The sequence below is a fragment of the Kribbella sp. NPDC050124 genome (assembly GCF_044460355.1).
Classification (GTDB): Bacteria; Actinomycetota; Actinomycetes; order Propionibacteriales; family Kribbellaceae; genus Kribbella.
The window spans coordinates 279,815-293,274 of the sequence record NZ_JBITJU010000003.1 but is presented as its reverse complement, the minus strand read 5'-3'; the positions used below and the strand labels follow the sequence as shown (position 1 = coordinate 293,274).

The window sequence follows — 13,460 nt, the reverse complement described above, 5'->3', positions numbered from 1 at the left end:
GTGATGGTCTGATCACAGCATTCAGCTCAGTGGCCTGACCAACGGCCCAATAAGCCAGTTGTCCATAAGGTAGGCCGCATGGACTCGCCTCGGTTCCCCCGTCCGGTACTGCGGTCACGCCTCCACGGCGCGATCACAGCCGGTGACCCGGACGCCGCGGCCCGGGCGATGCACGAGCACTTCATGCTGGTCTCTGACGTCGCTCTGCTTCGCGAGCAGTCGTGACGGGTCCCGAACATCTGGCGGTGGTCGCTGCGGGTCTGGGCGCCGGTGTCCTGACCTCGACGGTCGGCGTGGCGTCGTTGCTCAGCTTCCCGGTGCTGATCGCGCTCGGGATCCCGCCGGTGGTCGCGAACGTGTCCAACACCGTCGGCCTGCTCCCGGCCGCGGCCAGCGGGTCGTTCGGGTACCGCCGTGAGCTTCGCGAAGTCCCGCGAGCCCATTCGATCGCCGTCGTGCTGACCTGCGCGGTCGGTGCGATCGGTGGCGCGGCGCTGCTGCTGGCGCTGCCGCCGGGGGTGTTCGCGTCGCTGGCGCCGTGGCTGATCCTGTTCACCTGCTTGATCGTCGGCGTGCAGCCGTGGATCTCGAAGTGGCTGCGGTCGCGGCACGAGGATCCGCACAGCGCGCGCACCACGATGTCGCCGGCGACCACGTTCTTCGCCGCGCTGACCGGCGTGTACGGCGGCTACTTCGGCGCCGGCGCGGGCGTGATGATGATGGCGGTGCTCGGTCTCGGCCTCGATCTCGACCTGCGCATCGTCAACGCGCTCAAGACCCTCGCGTTGCTGGCGGCGAACCTGGTCGCCGGCCTGATCTTTGTGTTCGTCGCCGACCTCGACCTGACCGCAGCCGGCCTGCTGGCCGCGGGTTCCGTCGTCGGCGGCTACGTCGGCGCCCACATCGGCCGACGGCTCCCCGCGACGCTGTTGCGCGTGCTGATCGTGGTCGCCGGTGTGACCGCCGCCGTACTGATGCTCCGCTAGCGCGACTGGAGCCGCTGGCAGTGGGCAAGGGGTGGTTGGACAGGTGGTGTCCGGGGCTGGGTAGTGCACTTGAGCGTGGGTGTCGGCGGGGTGTACGGCGTGACGCGGTGCACTACCTGTCGAGCTGCACGCTGACCCGACGTGCCCGCATCACCCACACATCCAACACAACAGCCGGTTATGCTCAAACCTCTTCTGCTGGGGAGGGAACCCGATGACGGCGGTACCGGACGATCTGCCCATCGTCGAGCGGGACGTGGTCCGGCTCGTCGTCCGTGACGGCCGGGACCGGATCCTGCTCTTCCACACCCGGGAGTTCGGCGCCCCGGAGTTGGGGGTGTGGTGGGAGCTCCCCGGTGGCGGCATCGATCCGGGGGAGACCGTCGTCGACACGGCGTTGCGTGAGCTGCGTGAGGAGACGGGAATCGTTGCCACCGCCGACCAGGTGGGCACACCGACCTGGCGCCGTACGGCGTCCTTCCGGCACCGGGACGCCCGGCATCTCCAGCACGAGGTGGTGTGCCAGGTCCGGCTCAGCGGGCCAGGACCCGATATCGACGAGTCCGGACGGTTCGACGACGAGAAAGAGGACTACTTCGACTTCCGCTGGTGGCCGATCGCTGAGGTGGTGGCCAGCGAGGAGCTGTTCTACCCGCGGCACCTGCCGGGCCTGCTGACCGGCTTCCTGGCCGGTGAGGAGATCGACGAGCCGTTCGAGCTCTGGTCCTAGAGGTGCTGGCTGATCGCCGCGGCCGCGATCAGGAGGCAGATGGCGCCGTTCAGCCAGCGATGCGTGTAGAGGATGGCGACGAACTCGCGGATGGTTGCTGTCGGCCAGTAGTAGGTGGCGGTGGGCGAGCCGACGACCTGGCCGTTGACCTTCGCGCGGCGGGCGGTGAGGGCAGCGCGGAAGGCGTGGAAATTGTTCGTCACGATCAGGCGGCGGTACTTCGGCTTCCGGGCGACCATCAGCTCCCGGCTGAAGGTCAGGTTCTCCCACGTGCTGGTCGACTTGTCCTCGCGCAGCAGCCGGTCGGCCGGGACGCCACGGTCGATCAGGTACGACGCCATCGCGTGTGACTCGGGGACGTCCTCGTCCGGCCCCTGGCCGCCGGAGGTGATGATCACCGGTGACCGGCCCTTGCGCAGCGCCCGGTCGTACACCTGCTTCGCGCGGTCCAGCCGGCTTGCGAGCAGCGGAGGGACCCGCGAACCGCGCAGCCCGGCGCCGAGCACGACGATGAAGTCGACCTTCCGCGACGAGCGGACCCGGCTGTAGACGAACGCGTAGGCGAGGAAGCAGACGAACAGGAACGAGATGTAGGTCAGTACGCCGATCAGGACCGAGCGGACCGCGGCGAGTGGTTCCCAGCCGAGCTGCTGGACCGCGATGCCGAAGACGACGAGGCCGATGATGCCGAGCCCGGCGGCGAGGGAGAGCAGGTTGGCCGGGCGGCGGCCTTCGCGGCGGAGCATGGTGACACCGTTGATCACCAGGAACACCGCGAGTACGGCGATCGTCACCGGGATGGCCGCCAGGATCGCGAGCACCAGCAGCCGCGCGGCGGTGTCCGAGACCGCGTTCAGCGCGAAGATCACGCCGAGCCCGGCGAACATCAGCGCGAGCACCAGGAAGATCCCGTTCCGGAACAGCCGCCGATCCCGCCAGAAGCTCACCCCGAACACCAGCAGCCAGAACCCGGCCGCCCCGAAACAGATGATCATCACCAGACATCCAACCACGCCCGAAACCTTTCGCTGCTCTCCAAGGGATAAGACCCTTGCGCTGCGGCCCCGGCGGATGTGTCAGAGTCGGGGCCGGGAGTGTTGTGCGAGAGAAGGGGAGACCGATGACGGAGCTCACCAACTGGGCGGGGAACATCAGCTTCGAGAGTCCGCTCGAGCGGCCGGCGTCGGTGCCCGAGTTGCAGGAGCTGGTCGCCCGGAGCGAGAAGGTCCGCGTGCTCGGTACCGGGCACTCGTTCAACCGGATCGCCGACAGCACCGGCACGCTGGTCAGCGTCGCGGACCTGCCGAAGGTGATCGAGGTCGGCGACGGCGGCGTGACCGTCTCGGCCGGTCTCCGGTACGGCGAGATCACCGCGGCCCTGCAGTCGCGGGGACTCGCCCTGCACAACCTCGGTTCGCTGCCGCACATCTCGGTCGCCGGCGCCTGCTCGACCGGAACGCACGGCTCCGGCGACACCAACGGCCCGCTGGCGGACGCCGTCAACGCGATCACCTTCGTCGACGCGTCCGGCGAGCTGGTGACGCTGACTCGCGGCGACGCCGACTTCGACGGCTCGATCATCTCGCTCGGCGCGCTCGGGGTGACCGTGAGCCTGACCCTCGACGTGCAACCGTCGTACGAGATCAGCCAGGTGGTGTACGACGGCCTGCCGGTCGATCGGCTCGGATCCGACTTCGCCGAGGTGATGGGCAGCGCGTACAGCGTGAGCGCGTTCACCGACTGGGTCGACCCGGACGTGATGGTTTGGCGCAAGCAGCGTGCGGGTGCGCCGATCGACAACGAGTGGCTCGGTGCGCACGTCGCCGATGGGCCGCGGCACCCGATCAAGACGATGCCGGCCGACTACGCGACCCAGCAGGGCGGCGTGCCGGGGCCGTGGAACGAGCGGCTGCCGCACTTCCGGCTGGAGTTCACACCGAGCAACGGCGACGAGTTGCAGTCCGAGTACTTCGTACCGCGGGCCAAGGCCGCCGAGTCCTTCGAGGTCTTGCGGGCCCTGGGCAACCAGCTGGCGCCGGTCATCCAGGTCTCCGAGGTACGCACGGTCGCCGCCGACGAGCTGTGGCTGAGCCCGAGCCAGGGCCGTGACACCGTGGCCCTGCACTTCACCTGGATCCAGGACGAGGCCGCCGTACGCCCGGTCGTGCTCGCAGTGGAGGAGGCGCTCAACCCGCTCGGCGCCCGGCCGCACTGGGGGAAGGTGTTCGCGGCGGACGCGGCCTACCTGCGGTCGTGCTACCCGAAGGTTGCCGACTTCATCCAACTGGCGGCGAAGTACGACCCGTCCGGCAAGTTCCGCAACCCGTACCTGGACACCTACCTGCCCTCTCAAGCCTGATCGACCTGCTGGTCGGCTGTACCGCTGGCGGACTGCGGATGCGGAGCCGTCGGCAGAGGAGAGCGAAGAGCTACTCGTCTGACATCGGTTCGAGGGTCGTCGTTATCGTCCACAGCAGGTTGCGGAGTACGCGACGATCCTCGGGGGTGAGTCCGGCGAGCGCACGGCGACCGGCCCTGTCGTAGATCTCCTGGACGGTCTTGGCCAGCTCGGTGCCGCGATCGGTGAGCTCGATGCTGACCTGGCGGGCGTCGGTCGAGTTCTTCACCCGGCGGACCAGCCCGGCGGTCTCCATCCGCTGAGTGGTCTTGGTCGCGGTCGGCACCTCGACGTCGAGCACCTTCGCCAGTTTCGCGACCGGCAGCGAACCGAGGTGCAGGAGCTTGGCCAGCACGAGCTCCTGCCCGGTGTGCAGTCCGGTGCCGGCCAATTCCTCGGCGACCGCCTTGCGGGCAGCCCGGTCCGCGAACCGCATCGCGACCAGGACGTCCGCCTCGGTGGCCGGCGCGTCCGCGGGCCAGGCCTGGGGTTCCGTGCTCACGTGTGGCTCCGCAGGAACGGGTTGCGGGCGTCGTAGTCGCCGACGTACTCGGTCGGGATGGCGGCTTCGCCTCGGCTCAGCTGGCTGGCGTAGCGGGGGAGCTCGTCGCGGACCTTCAGGTGGTGCGCCTGGGACTCCTCGGGCGTGGTGCGACCGACGACCTTGCCGCCCTCGACCAGCGGCTTCAGCAGCTCGCGGTCGTCACCGTCGTCCGTCGGCGGCTCGCCGACGCCGATCAGCTCGACCTCGGCGACCCCGGTGGCCGAGCGCCGGCGTAGGGCCCACTTGCGGCCGCCGATCGAGATCTTGTCGTGGCTCTTCTTCGCCACCGGCACCAGCGTCCCGTCCGCGCCCTCGCGGGCGACCAGCTTGTAGACGAACCCGCAGGTCGGGTGGCCGCTCCCGGTCACCAGCGACGTCCCCACGCCGTACCCGTCGACCGGCGCCGGCGCCAGCGCGGCGAGCTGGAACTCGTCCAGGTCGCTGGTGACGATGATCCGGGTCTTGGTCGCGCCGAGCGAGTCCAGCTGCTCGCGGACCTGGCCGGCCAGCGACGGCAGGTCGCCGGAGTCCAGCCGGACCGCGCCCAGCTCGGGCCCGGTGATGTCGATCGCGGTCCGGACCGCCTCGGCGACGTCGTAGGTGTCCACCAGCAGCGTCGTCCCCTTGCCGAGGGCATCGACCTGGGAGGTGAACGCGTCCCGCTCCTTGTCGTGCAGCAGGGTGAACGAGTGCGCCGCCGTACCGGTGCTGGGGATGCCGAAGCGGCGGGCGGCCTCCAGGTTCGAGGTGGCGGTGAAGCCGCCGATGTACGCCGCCAGCGCGGCGGCGACGGCGGCCTCCTCGTGGGTCCGCCGCGACCCCATCTCGATACACGGCCGCCCACCGGCCCACCAGGTCATCCGCGACGCCGCCGAGGCGACCGCGGAGTCGTGGTTCAGGATGGACAAGAAAACGGTTTCCAGGAGCACTGCCTCGGCGAAACTGGACTCCACCACCAGCACCGGGGAGCCGGGGAAGTAGATCTCGCCGTCGGCGTAACCGGAGATGTCGCCGCTGAACCGGTAGTCGGCGAGCCAGTCGCGGGTAGCCTGGTCCACGACACCCCGATCGGCCAGGAACGCGATCGACTGCTCGTCGAAGCGGAACCGGTCGAGCGCGTCGAGCAGCCGGTTCACGCCGGCCACCACGCCGTACCGGCGGCCGTCCGGCAGCCGGCGGGCGAACAGCTCGAAGACCGATCGGCGATCCGCCGTGCCGTCGGCCAGGCTGGCCTGCAGCATGGTGAGCTCGTAGTGGTCGGTGAGAAGCGCGGTCGAGTGCGCCGCTGTGTGGGTCACAAGGGCAGCCTATTGCGAACGACGAACCGATGATGGAGAGAATGGACAGGTGAGCACCGCACCAAGCGAACTCGAGAGCCCCGAGGTCGACGAGGCGATCGAGCTGAGCCCACCGTGGGTGACGATCGTCTGGAACGACCCGGTCAACCTGATGGACTATGTCACCTTCGTGTTCCAGACCTACTTCGGCTACTCCAAGCACAAGGCGGAGAAGCTGATGCTGCAGGTCCACCAGGAGGGCAAGTCGGCGGTGTCGAACGGAAACCGGGAAGCGATGGAACGCGACGTCGAGGCAATGCACTCCTACGGCCTGTGGGCCACCTGCGAGAAGTCGTGACGCGGTTCCGCAAGCGCCGCAAGACCGTCGTCGTCAGTTTCGCCGAGCACGAGGCGGACATCCTGGCGAACCTGCTCCGCAACCTGGTCGAGCTCCTGTACGACGGCATGCCGCCGCGCGCCACCGAGTCGTCGGACCCGCTGGCCGCGCTGCTGGACAGTGACGGGCCAACTTCGCCGCCGGAGGACGTCGTACTGCAGCGGCTGCTGCCGGACGCGTACTCCGAGGACGACATGGCGTCCGCGGAGTTCCGCCGGTTCACCGAGCGGGGGCTGCGCGACGGCAAGATCACCGACGCCAAGCGGGTACTGTCCGCCCTGGAGGAGTCCGGCGCCGACGAGATCGCCCTCGAACCCGACGAACAGCTCTCCTGGTTGCGCGCCCTGAACGACCTCCGCCTGGCCATCGGCACCCGCCTGGACATCAAAGAAGAAGACGACTACGCCACCTGGGAGAAACTCCCCGACGACGACCCCCGCCGCCTCACCTACGACCTCTACGACTGGCTCGGCTACCTCCAATCCGCCCTCCTCCACAACATGCGCTGAATCACGCTCCAACCAGATCGCCGCTGAGGGGACCTAACGACAGGACGTAGCGGGAACCTGTTCGACCGGTGGCACCTGGTTCCCGCTTGAGCGCTGCACCTCGCCGTCCACCCGGGCGGAGACCTCCTGTCCGTCGGCACCACACCAGTCAGCCGGGCGGGCCCGCTTACGATCGGTGGGTGGGTTATCCGAGGAGTGGTGGGCGGTTGGGTGGGGGGCCGGACTTTCCGGGGGTTGAGCGGGGGGTGCTCGAGTACTGGGAGGGGGATGGGACGTTCCAGGCGTCGGTGGAGCAGCGGGCGCCCGGGGAGGACGGGGCCAATGAGTTTGTGTTTTATGACGGGCCGCCGTTTGCCAATGGGTTGCCGCATTACGGGCATTTGCTGACGGGGTATGTGAAGGATGTCGTGCCGCGGTATCAGACGATGCGGGGGCGTCGGGTGGAGCGGCGGTTCGGGTGGGACACGCACGGGCTGCCGGCCGAGTTGGAGGCGCAGCGGGTGCTCGGGCTGAAGACCAAGGCCGAGATCCTCGAGCTCGGGATCGAGAAGTTCAACGAGGCCTGTCGCGCCTCGGTGCTCAAGTACACGGACGAGTGGCGCAGCTACGTCACGCGGCAGGCCCGGTGGGTCGACTTCGACAACGACTACAAGACGCTCAACCCCGACTACATGGAGTCGGTGATCTGGGCGTTCAAGACGCTCTACGACAAGGGGCTGGTCTACGAGGGCCTGCGGGTCCTGCCGTACTGCTGGAACGACGAGACCCCGCTGTCCAACCACGAGCTGCGGATGGACGACGACGTCTACCAGCCGCGCCAGGACCCGTCGGTGACCGTCGCGGTCGAGCTCGAGACCGGCGAGCGCCTGCTCGCCTGGACCACCACGCCCTGGACCCTGCCGAGCAACCTGGCGATGGCAGTCGGCCCCGAGGTCGACTACGCCGTGGTCGAGGTGGACGGGCGCCCGTCGATCCTGGCCGAGGCCCGGTTGGCGGCGTACGGCTACACGGACGTGATCCGCAGGCTGAAGGGTTCGGAGCTGATCGGCCTGCGCTACACACCTCTGTTCGACTTCTTCGCCGACACCGAGCGCTGGGGCACGGCCAACGCGTTCCAGGTCATCGCAGCCGAGCACGTCACCACTGACGAAGGTACGGGCGTCGTCCACCTGGCTCCCGCGTACGGCGAGGAGGACCAGATCGCCTGTGAAGCGGTCGGGATCCCGACCCTGCTGACCGTGGACGACGGAGCACGGTTCACCAGCGTGGTCCCGCCGTACCAGGGTCTGCATGTGTTCGAGGCGAACCGGCCGATCATCCGGGACCTGCGGGCGTCCGGCGCACTAGTCCGCGAGGACAGCTACGTGCACAGCTACCCGCACTGCTGGCGGTGCCGCAATCCGCTGATCTACAAGGCGGTGTCGAGTTGGTTCGTCGAGGTGACCCGGATCCGGGACCGGATGGTCGAGCTGAACGAGCAGATCACCTGGGTCCCCGAGCACGTCAAGCACGGGCAGTTCGGCAAGTGGCTGTCGAACGCCCGGGACTGGTCGATCAGCCGGAACCGGTTCTGGGGTTCGCCGATCCCGGTGTGGCGGTCGGACGATCCGGCGTACCCGCGGATCGACGTGTACGGGTCGATCGAGGAGCTCGAGCGGGACTTCGGGGTGGCAGTCCCCGATCTGCATCGCCCGTACGTCGACCAACTGAGCAGACCGAATCCCGACGACCCGACCGGGCGGTCCACGATGCGCCGGGTGCCCGACGTCCTGGACGTGTGGTTCGACTCGGGGTCGATGAGTTTCGCGCAGGTGCACTACCCGTTCGAGAACACGACGTGGTTCGAGCACCACTTCCCCGGCGACTTCATCGTCGAGTACATCGGTCAGACGCGCGGCTGGTTCTACACGCTGCACGTGCTGTCGACCGCGTTGTTCGACCGACCGGCGTTCTCGTCCTGCCTGAGCCACGGGATCGTGCTCGGCAACGACGGGCAGAAGATGAGCAAGTCGCTGCGCAACTACCCGGACGTGACCGAGGTGTTCGACCGGGACGGCGCGGACGCGATGCGCTGGTTCCTGATGTCCAGCCCGATCCTGCGCGGCGGCAACCTGGTCGTCACCGAGCAGGGCATCCGGGACGGCGTCCGGCAGGTGCTGATCCCGCTGTGGAACGCGTGGTACTTCTTCGCGCTCTACGCGAACGCCGCGGGCGCGTCAGGTTCCTGGTCGACCGCGTCGACCGACCTGCTGGACCGGTACCTGCTCGCGCGGCTGCGGATCTTCGTCGGTGACGTTCAGGAGCGGCTCGATCGGTACGACATCGCGTCCGCCTGTGACGCGGTGAACGACTACCTCGAGGTGCTGACGAACTGGTACATCCGGCGCTCCCGGGACCGGTTCTGGGCCGGCTCGGCAGACGCGATCGACACGCTGTACACGGCGCTCGAGGTGGTCTGCCGGACCGCGGCGCCGCTGCTGCCGCTGGTGACCGAGCACGTGTGGCGGGGTCTCACCGGGGAGCGGTCGGTGCACCTGACCGACTGGCCGAACGCCGCCGACCTGCCCGAGGACGCCGACCTGGTCGCGCGGATGGATCGGGTCCGGGAGATCTGCTCGGTTGCGTCGTCGATCCGCAAGACGGTCGGCATCCGGGCCCGGCAACCGCTGCAGCGGCTGACCGTTGCGGCCGCTGACTCGAACGAACTGCAGGCGCTGACTCCGATCATCAGTGCCGAGGTCAACGTTCGCGAGGTCGTGCTGACGCCCGTGGACGCTGCGGATGCGCCGGTGTCGCAGCGGCTGACGGTCAACGCGCGGGCAGCCGGTCCGCGGCTCGGGCGGGACGTGCAGCTGGTCATCAAGGCTTCCAAGTCAGGTGACTGGTCGGTCTCCGCCGACGGGGTCGTGGTTGCCGGTGGCATCGAGTTGGCCGAGGGCGAGTACACGCTGGAGATCACGCTGGCCGAGGGTGGGACTGCGAGTGGGCTGCTGGCCGGCGGCGGCTTCGTCGTACTGGACACTGCGCTGACGCCGGAGTTGGAGGCTGAGGGGGTTGCGCGGGACGTGATCCGGTCGCTCCAGCAGGCGCGGCGGGATGCTGGGCTGGACGTCACGGACCGGGTGCGGTTCGCGGTGACGGCGCCGGCGGAGGTGGTCTCGGCGGTCGAGGTGCATCGGGAGCTGATCATGGGGGAGACGCTCGCGGTCGAGCTCGCGTTGGCGGAGGGTCCCGAGCTGCGGGTGGAGGTCAATCCCTAGGGTTGGGGCCATGGAGACGCGGAGGCTTGGTCGTACCGGTCGTGATGTGGGTGTGGTCGGGCTCGGCGCCTGGCAGCTCGGAGCCGACTGGGGGGCGGTCGACGAAAGCGACGCGCTCGCCGTACTGCGGACCGCGATCGAGGGCGGGGTCACCTTCATCGACACCGCGGACGTGTACGGCGATGGACGCAGTGAGCGCCTGGTCGGGCAGATGTTGACGTCGTACGACGGCCTGACCGTGGCCACCAAGATGGGCCGCCGGGTCGAGCAGGTGCCGTCGGCGTACAACCTGGAGGCGTTCCGCGCCTGGAACGACCGGTCGCGGGAGAACCTCGGCGTCGACACGATCGACCTGGTCCAGCTGCACTGCCCGCCGACGCCGGTGTACTCGACCGACGCGGTGTTCGACGCGCTCGACACCCTGGTGGACGAGGGGCGGATCGCGTCGTACGGCGTGAGCGTCGAGACCTGCGCGGAGGCGCTGACCGCGATCGCCCGGCCGAACGTCGCGTCGGTGCAGATCATCCTGAACGCCTTCCGGCTGAAGCCGCTCGACGAGGTGCTGCCTGCCGCGCAGGCGGCGGGCGTCGGCATCATCGCCCGGGTCCCGCTGGCCAGTGGGCTGCTCTCCGGGAAGTACGACGAGAACACGGTGTTCGGCGCGGACGACCACCGCACCTACAACCGGCACGGCGAGTCGTTCGATGTCGGCGAGACGTTCTCCGGCGTCGACTTCAGCACCGGTCTGGAGGCCGTCCGCCGCCTGATGCCGTGGCTCCCGGCAGGCGTCACGATGGCCCAGTTCGCCCTCCGCTGGATCCTCGACCAGCCCGGCGTGACCGTCGTCATCCCCGGCGCCCGCAACCCCGCCCAGGCAGCCGCCAACATCTCCGCGGCAACCGTCTCCCCGCTCACCCCTGCCCAGCAAACCGCCGTCCGCGAGATCTACGACACCCTCATCCGCCCTCAGGTCCACGACCGCTGGTAGTCCGCATAGTGGACCGACTGCCGGGTTGGCAGGCCCGGTCCGGCGGCCGCCGTACCTTGGTCTCGTGCTGATCATCGAGCGTCCGACGTACGACGCGATCGTCGCGCACGCCCGCCGGGACCACCCGGACGAGGCGTGTGGGGTGGTTGCGGGGCCGGCTGGGAGCGATCGGGCGGTGCGGTTCGTGCCGATGCTCAACGCGGCCATGTCGCCGACGTTCTACGAGTTCGACTCCGGCGATCTGCTCCGGCTGTACAAGGAGATGGACGAGCGCGACGAGGAACCGGTGGTGATCTACCACTCGCACACCGCGACCGAGGCGTACCCGTCCCGCACGGACATCAAGCTGGCCCAGGAGCCTGGCGCCCACTACGTGCTGGTGTCGACCCGGGACGGTGCGGATTCCCCGGCGTACGACGGCCCGGTCGAGGTCCGGTCGTACCGGATCATCGACGGCGAGGTCGTGGAAGAAGAAGTACGCGTGGTCGGTTCATATGAGGAAACAGAAGGAGAGAACTAGAGATGGCGATCGAGCTGCGCGTACCGACGATCCTGCGCACCTACACCGGCGGTGAGAAGGCGGTGAACGGCGACGGCGCGACCCTGGCCGAGTTCATCGACAACGTGAACGGCACCCACCCGGGCCTGAAGGAGCGCATTGTCGAGGGGCAGCCGGAGGAGCTGCGCCGGTTCGTCAACGTGTACGTGAACGACGAGGACGTCCGGTTCACCGGCGGTCTGCAGACCGGTGTGAAGGACGGCGACGTGGTCGTCGTGCTGCCCGCGGTGGCCGGCGGCTGATCATGCGTTTCGACAGCCTGCTCGACTCGGTCGGGGGCACGCCGCTGGTCGGCCTGCCCAAGCTGTCGCCGTCGGCCGACGTGCGGCTGTGGGCCAAGCTGGAGGACCACAACCCGACCGGTTCGATCAAGGACCGGGCCGCGCTGCGGATGCTGCTGGACGCCGAGAAGGACGGCCGGCTCCGGCCCGGCAACACGATCCTGGAGCCGACCTCGGGCAACACCGGGATCTCCCTGGCGATGGCGGCCAAGCTGCGCGGCTACCGGATGGTCTGCGTAATGCCGGAGAACACCTCCGAGGAGCGCCGGCAGATCCTGCGGATGTGGGGCGTCGAGATCATCTCCTCCCCGGCCGCGGGCGGCTCGAACGAGGCGGTCCGGGTGGCCAAGCAGGTCGCCGAGGAGCACCCGGACTGGGTGATGCTCTACCAGTACGGCAACCCGTCGAACGCGGCCGCGCACTACGACGGCACCGCGCGCGAGATCCTCGCCGACCTGCCGTCGGTGACGCATTTCGTGGCCGGCCTCGGCACCACCGGCACGCTGATGGGCGCGGGCCGGTTCTTCCGCGAGCACAAGCCCGAGGTGCGGATCGTCGCCGCCGAGCCCCGGTACGGCGAGCTCGTCTACGGGCTGCGCAACCTCGACGAGGGCTTCGTCCCCGAGCTGTACGACGAGACGCTCATCGACGCCCGGTTCTCGGTCGGCCCGCGCGACGCCGTCCGCCGGGTCCGCGAGCTGCTCGACAACGAGGGAATCTTCGCCGGCATCTCGACCGGCGCGATCCTGCACGCCGCGCTCGGCCAGGCGGCCAAGTGCGTGCGCGAGGGCGAGGCCGCGGACATCGCGTTCGTGGTCGCCGACGGCGGCTGGAAATACCTGTCCACCGGCGCCTACGAAGGCACCATCGACGAGGCCGAAGACCGCCTGGAAGGCCAACTCTGGGCCTGACTGCCAGCGCCGGCCGGCGGGTGCCGGTCTGGGAGACCCCGCACGAGGCTGCGCCCCGGGCGTCGAGCCGTCGGGGTGGGCCGTCGAAGTGCGGAGTCACCGGGTTGGGCCGGCGGAGGAGCCCGTCCCGGTGCGGTGCCTGATCGTTGCCTTAGGCACCTGTTGGGTCGTTACGTCATTGCTGCTGCCTACGGTTGCTTGAAGAGGATCCTGCGTCCGATCCGGGGATGGACGCCGCGGCCCTTGCAGCTGGTGCAGGGGCGCTGTGCGTAGCTGAAGATGCTGCCGTGGTGACGCCCGGCGCCTTTACAGCGGTGACACTTGGCGTTCGGGTGCAGTGACAGCGAGACGACGTACAGAGCGAACGCCGCCATGGCCAGCACCAGCATCGTCCCGGTCGGCCCGAGGGCCGCCACGACATCCGCCATGGTGCTGTTGGTCTCCGCAGCCTGACCGGTGGCCTGCCCAGCGGCCGTAACGTTCACCGGTTGCGGATTCGGTGCGGCAGTGGTGCTCAGCACCACCGCGATGTGGTGCGCCAGGTTCATGGCATCACGAAGGGCGGTCTACCAAACATCGCTCCAGAGTGGCGCGCATCACGCGAAAAGGCAACTCCGGAG

15 protein-coding genes are annotated in these 13,460 nt (G+C 69.0%); 11 read left to right on the top strand and 4 right to left on the bottom strand.

Annotated elements, in window-relative coordinates:
* The first annotated feature begins 78 nt into the window (after window positions 1-78).
* From ACIBL3_RS11150 to ACIBL3_RS11140, 3 genes are all read left to right on the top strand, one after another.
* Window positions 79-225 carry a hypothetical protein gene (locus tag ACIBL3_RS11150; RefSeq protein WP_396353133.1) on the top strand — a complete coding sequence of 49 codons (147 nt, stop codon included), beginning with the start codon at window positions 79-81 and terminating at the stop codon, window positions 223-225.
* Window positions 222-986 (top strand): sulfite exporter TauE/SafE family protein, encoded by a 765-nt coding sequence (locus ACIBL3_RS11145; protein WP_396353132.1) that lies wholly within the window; start codon window positions 222-224, stop codon window positions 984-986. Before ACIBL3_RS11150 ends, ACIBL3_RS11145 begins: the two co-directional genes overlap by 4 nt.
* Window positions 987-1,200: 214 nt before the next feature.
* Complete coding sequence (locus tag ACIBL3_RS11140; RefSeq protein ID WP_396353131.1) at window positions 1,201-1,716, top strand: NUDIX hydrolase; 516 nt, start codon at window positions 1,201-1,203, stop codon at window positions 1,714-1,716.
* Here the strand turns inward: ACIBL3_RS11140 and ACIBL3_RS11135 are convergent.
* Entirely contained in the window at window positions 1,713-2,711 is a 999-nt protein-coding gene (locus ACIBL3_RS11135; RefSeq protein WP_396353363.1) for an ElyC/SanA/YdcF family protein, read from the bottom strand. The two genes, ACIBL3_RS11140 and ACIBL3_RS11135, sit on opposite strands and share 4 nt — an antisense overlap.
* 125 nt (window positions 2,712-2,836) lie before the next feature.
* Here ACIBL3_RS11135 and ACIBL3_RS11130 point away from each other — a divergent pair, with 125 nt between their 5' ends.
* Window positions 2,837-4,075: a D-arabinono-1,4-lactone oxidase gene (locus ACIBL3_RS11130; protein WP_396353130.1), complete on the top strand. Its 1,239-nt coding sequence runs from the start codon at window positions 2,837-2,839 to the stop codon at window positions 4,073-4,075.
* Window positions 4,076-4,145: 70 nt separating this feature from the next.
* On the opposite strand, the gene ACIBL3_RS11125 is transcribed toward ACIBL3_RS11130, so the two are convergent.
* A complete protein-coding gene (locus tag ACIBL3_RS11125) occupies window positions 4,146-4,616 on the bottom strand; it encodes a MarR family winged helix-turn-helix transcriptional regulator (RefSeq protein ID WP_396353129.1) in 471 nt (156 codons plus the stop codon).
* Window positions 4,613-5,899, bottom strand: coding sequence for a nicotinate phosphoribosyltransferase (locus ACIBL3_RS11120; protein ID WP_396353362.1), 1,287 nt, complete (start codon window positions 5,897-5,899; stop codon window positions 4,613-4,615). The genes ACIBL3_RS11125 and ACIBL3_RS11120 overlap by 4 nt, the downstream gene beginning before the upstream one ends.
* A 106-nt stretch (window positions 5,900-6,005) precedes the next feature.
* Between ACIBL3_RS11120 and clpS the strand changes: the two genes are divergently transcribed.
* The 7 genes from clpS to ACIBL3_RS11085 all read left to right on the top strand — a co-directional run bounded on the left by clpS (window position 6,006) and on the right by ACIBL3_RS11085 (window position 12,840).
* Window positions 6,006-6,293: an ATP-dependent Clp protease adapter ClpS gene (gene clpS, locus ACIBL3_RS11115; RefSeq protein WP_131361796.1), complete on the top strand. Its 288-nt coding sequence runs from the start codon at window positions 6,006-6,008 to the stop codon at window positions 6,291-6,293.
* Window positions 6,290-6,841 carry a DUF2017 domain-containing protein gene (locus ACIBL3_RS11110; RefSeq protein WP_396353128.1) on the top strand — a complete coding sequence of 184 codons (552 nt, stop codon included), beginning with the start codon at window positions 6,290-6,292 and terminating at the stop codon, window positions 6,839-6,841. The genes clpS and ACIBL3_RS11110 overlap by 4 nt, the downstream gene beginning before the upstream one ends.
* 179 nt (window positions 6,842-7,020) lie before the next feature.
* On the top strand, window positions 7,021-10,101 hold the full coding sequence (ileS, locus tag ACIBL3_RS11105; RefSeq protein ID WP_396353127.1) for an isoleucine--tRNA ligase: 3,081 nt from the start codon (window positions 7,021-7,023) through the stop codon (window positions 10,099-10,101).
* A gap of 10 nt (window positions 10,102-10,111) precedes the next feature.
* A complete protein-coding gene (locus ACIBL3_RS11100) occupies window positions 10,112-11,089 on the top strand; it encodes an aldo/keto reductase (protein WP_396353126.1) in 978 nt (325 codons plus the stop codon).
* A gap of 64 nt (window positions 11,090-11,153) precedes the next feature.
* The gene (locus ACIBL3_RS11095; protein WP_396353125.1) at window positions 11,154-11,609 is read left to right on the top strand and encodes a Mov34/MPN/PAD-1 family protein; all 456 of its coding nucleotides are present in this window, start codon (window positions 11,154-11,156) and stop codon (window positions 11,607-11,609) included.
* 2 nt (window positions 11,610-11,611) lie between these two features.
* Window positions 11,612-11,890: a MoaD/ThiS family protein gene (locus ACIBL3_RS11090; protein WP_396353124.1), complete on the top strand. Its 279-nt coding sequence runs from the start codon at window positions 11,612-11,614 to the stop codon at window positions 11,888-11,890.
* Window positions 11,890-12,840, top strand: coding sequence for a PLP-dependent cysteine synthase family protein (locus tag ACIBL3_RS11085; RefSeq protein WP_396353361.1), 951 nt, complete (start codon window positions 11,890-11,892; stop codon window positions 12,838-12,840). Before ACIBL3_RS11090 ends, ACIBL3_RS11085 begins: the two co-directional genes overlap by 1 nt.
* Window positions 12,841-13,028: 188 nt before the next feature.
* On the opposite strand, the gene ACIBL3_RS11080 is transcribed toward ACIBL3_RS11085, so the two are convergent.
* On the bottom strand, window positions 13,029-13,388 hold the full coding sequence (locus ACIBL3_RS11080) for a hypothetical protein (protein WP_396353123.1): 360 nt from the start codon (window positions 13,386-13,388) through the stop codon (window positions 13,029-13,031).
* Between the last annotated feature and the right edge of the window lie 72 nt (window positions 13,389-13,460).

Coding starts and splice junctions, on each gene's coding strand:
- ACIBL3_RS11150 (WP_396353133.1), top strand. CDS start 79: ATGGACTCGCCTCGGTTCCCCCGTCCGGTACTGCGGTCACGCCTCCAC.
- ACIBL3_RS11140 (WP_396353131.1), top strand. CDS start 1,201: ATGACGGCGGTACCGGACGATCTGCCCATCGTCGAGCGGGACGTGGTC.
- ACIBL3_RS11135 (WP_396353363.1), bottom strand. CDS start 2,711: ATGATCATCTGTTTCGGGGCGGCCGGGTTCTGGCTGCTGGTGTTCGGG.
- ACIBL3_RS11130 (WP_396353130.1), top strand. CDS start 2,837: ATGACGGAGCTCACCAACTGGGCGGGGAACATCAGCTTCGAGAGTCCG.
- ACIBL3_RS11120 (WP_396353362.1), bottom strand. CDS start 5,899: ATGCTGCAGGCCAGCCTGGCCGACGGCACGGCGGATCGCCGATCGGTC.
- ACIBL3_RS11100 (WP_396353126.1), top strand. CDS start 10,112: ATGGAGACGCGGAGGCTTGGTCGTACCGGTCGTGATGTGGGTGTGGTC.
- ACIBL3_RS11090 (WP_396353124.1), top strand. CDS start 11,612: ATGGCGATCGAGCTGCGCGTACCGACGATCCTGCGCACCTACACCGGC.
- ACIBL3_RS11080 (WP_396353123.1), bottom strand. CDS start 13,388: ATGAACCTGGCGCACCACATCGCGGTGGTGCTGAGCACCACTGCCGCA.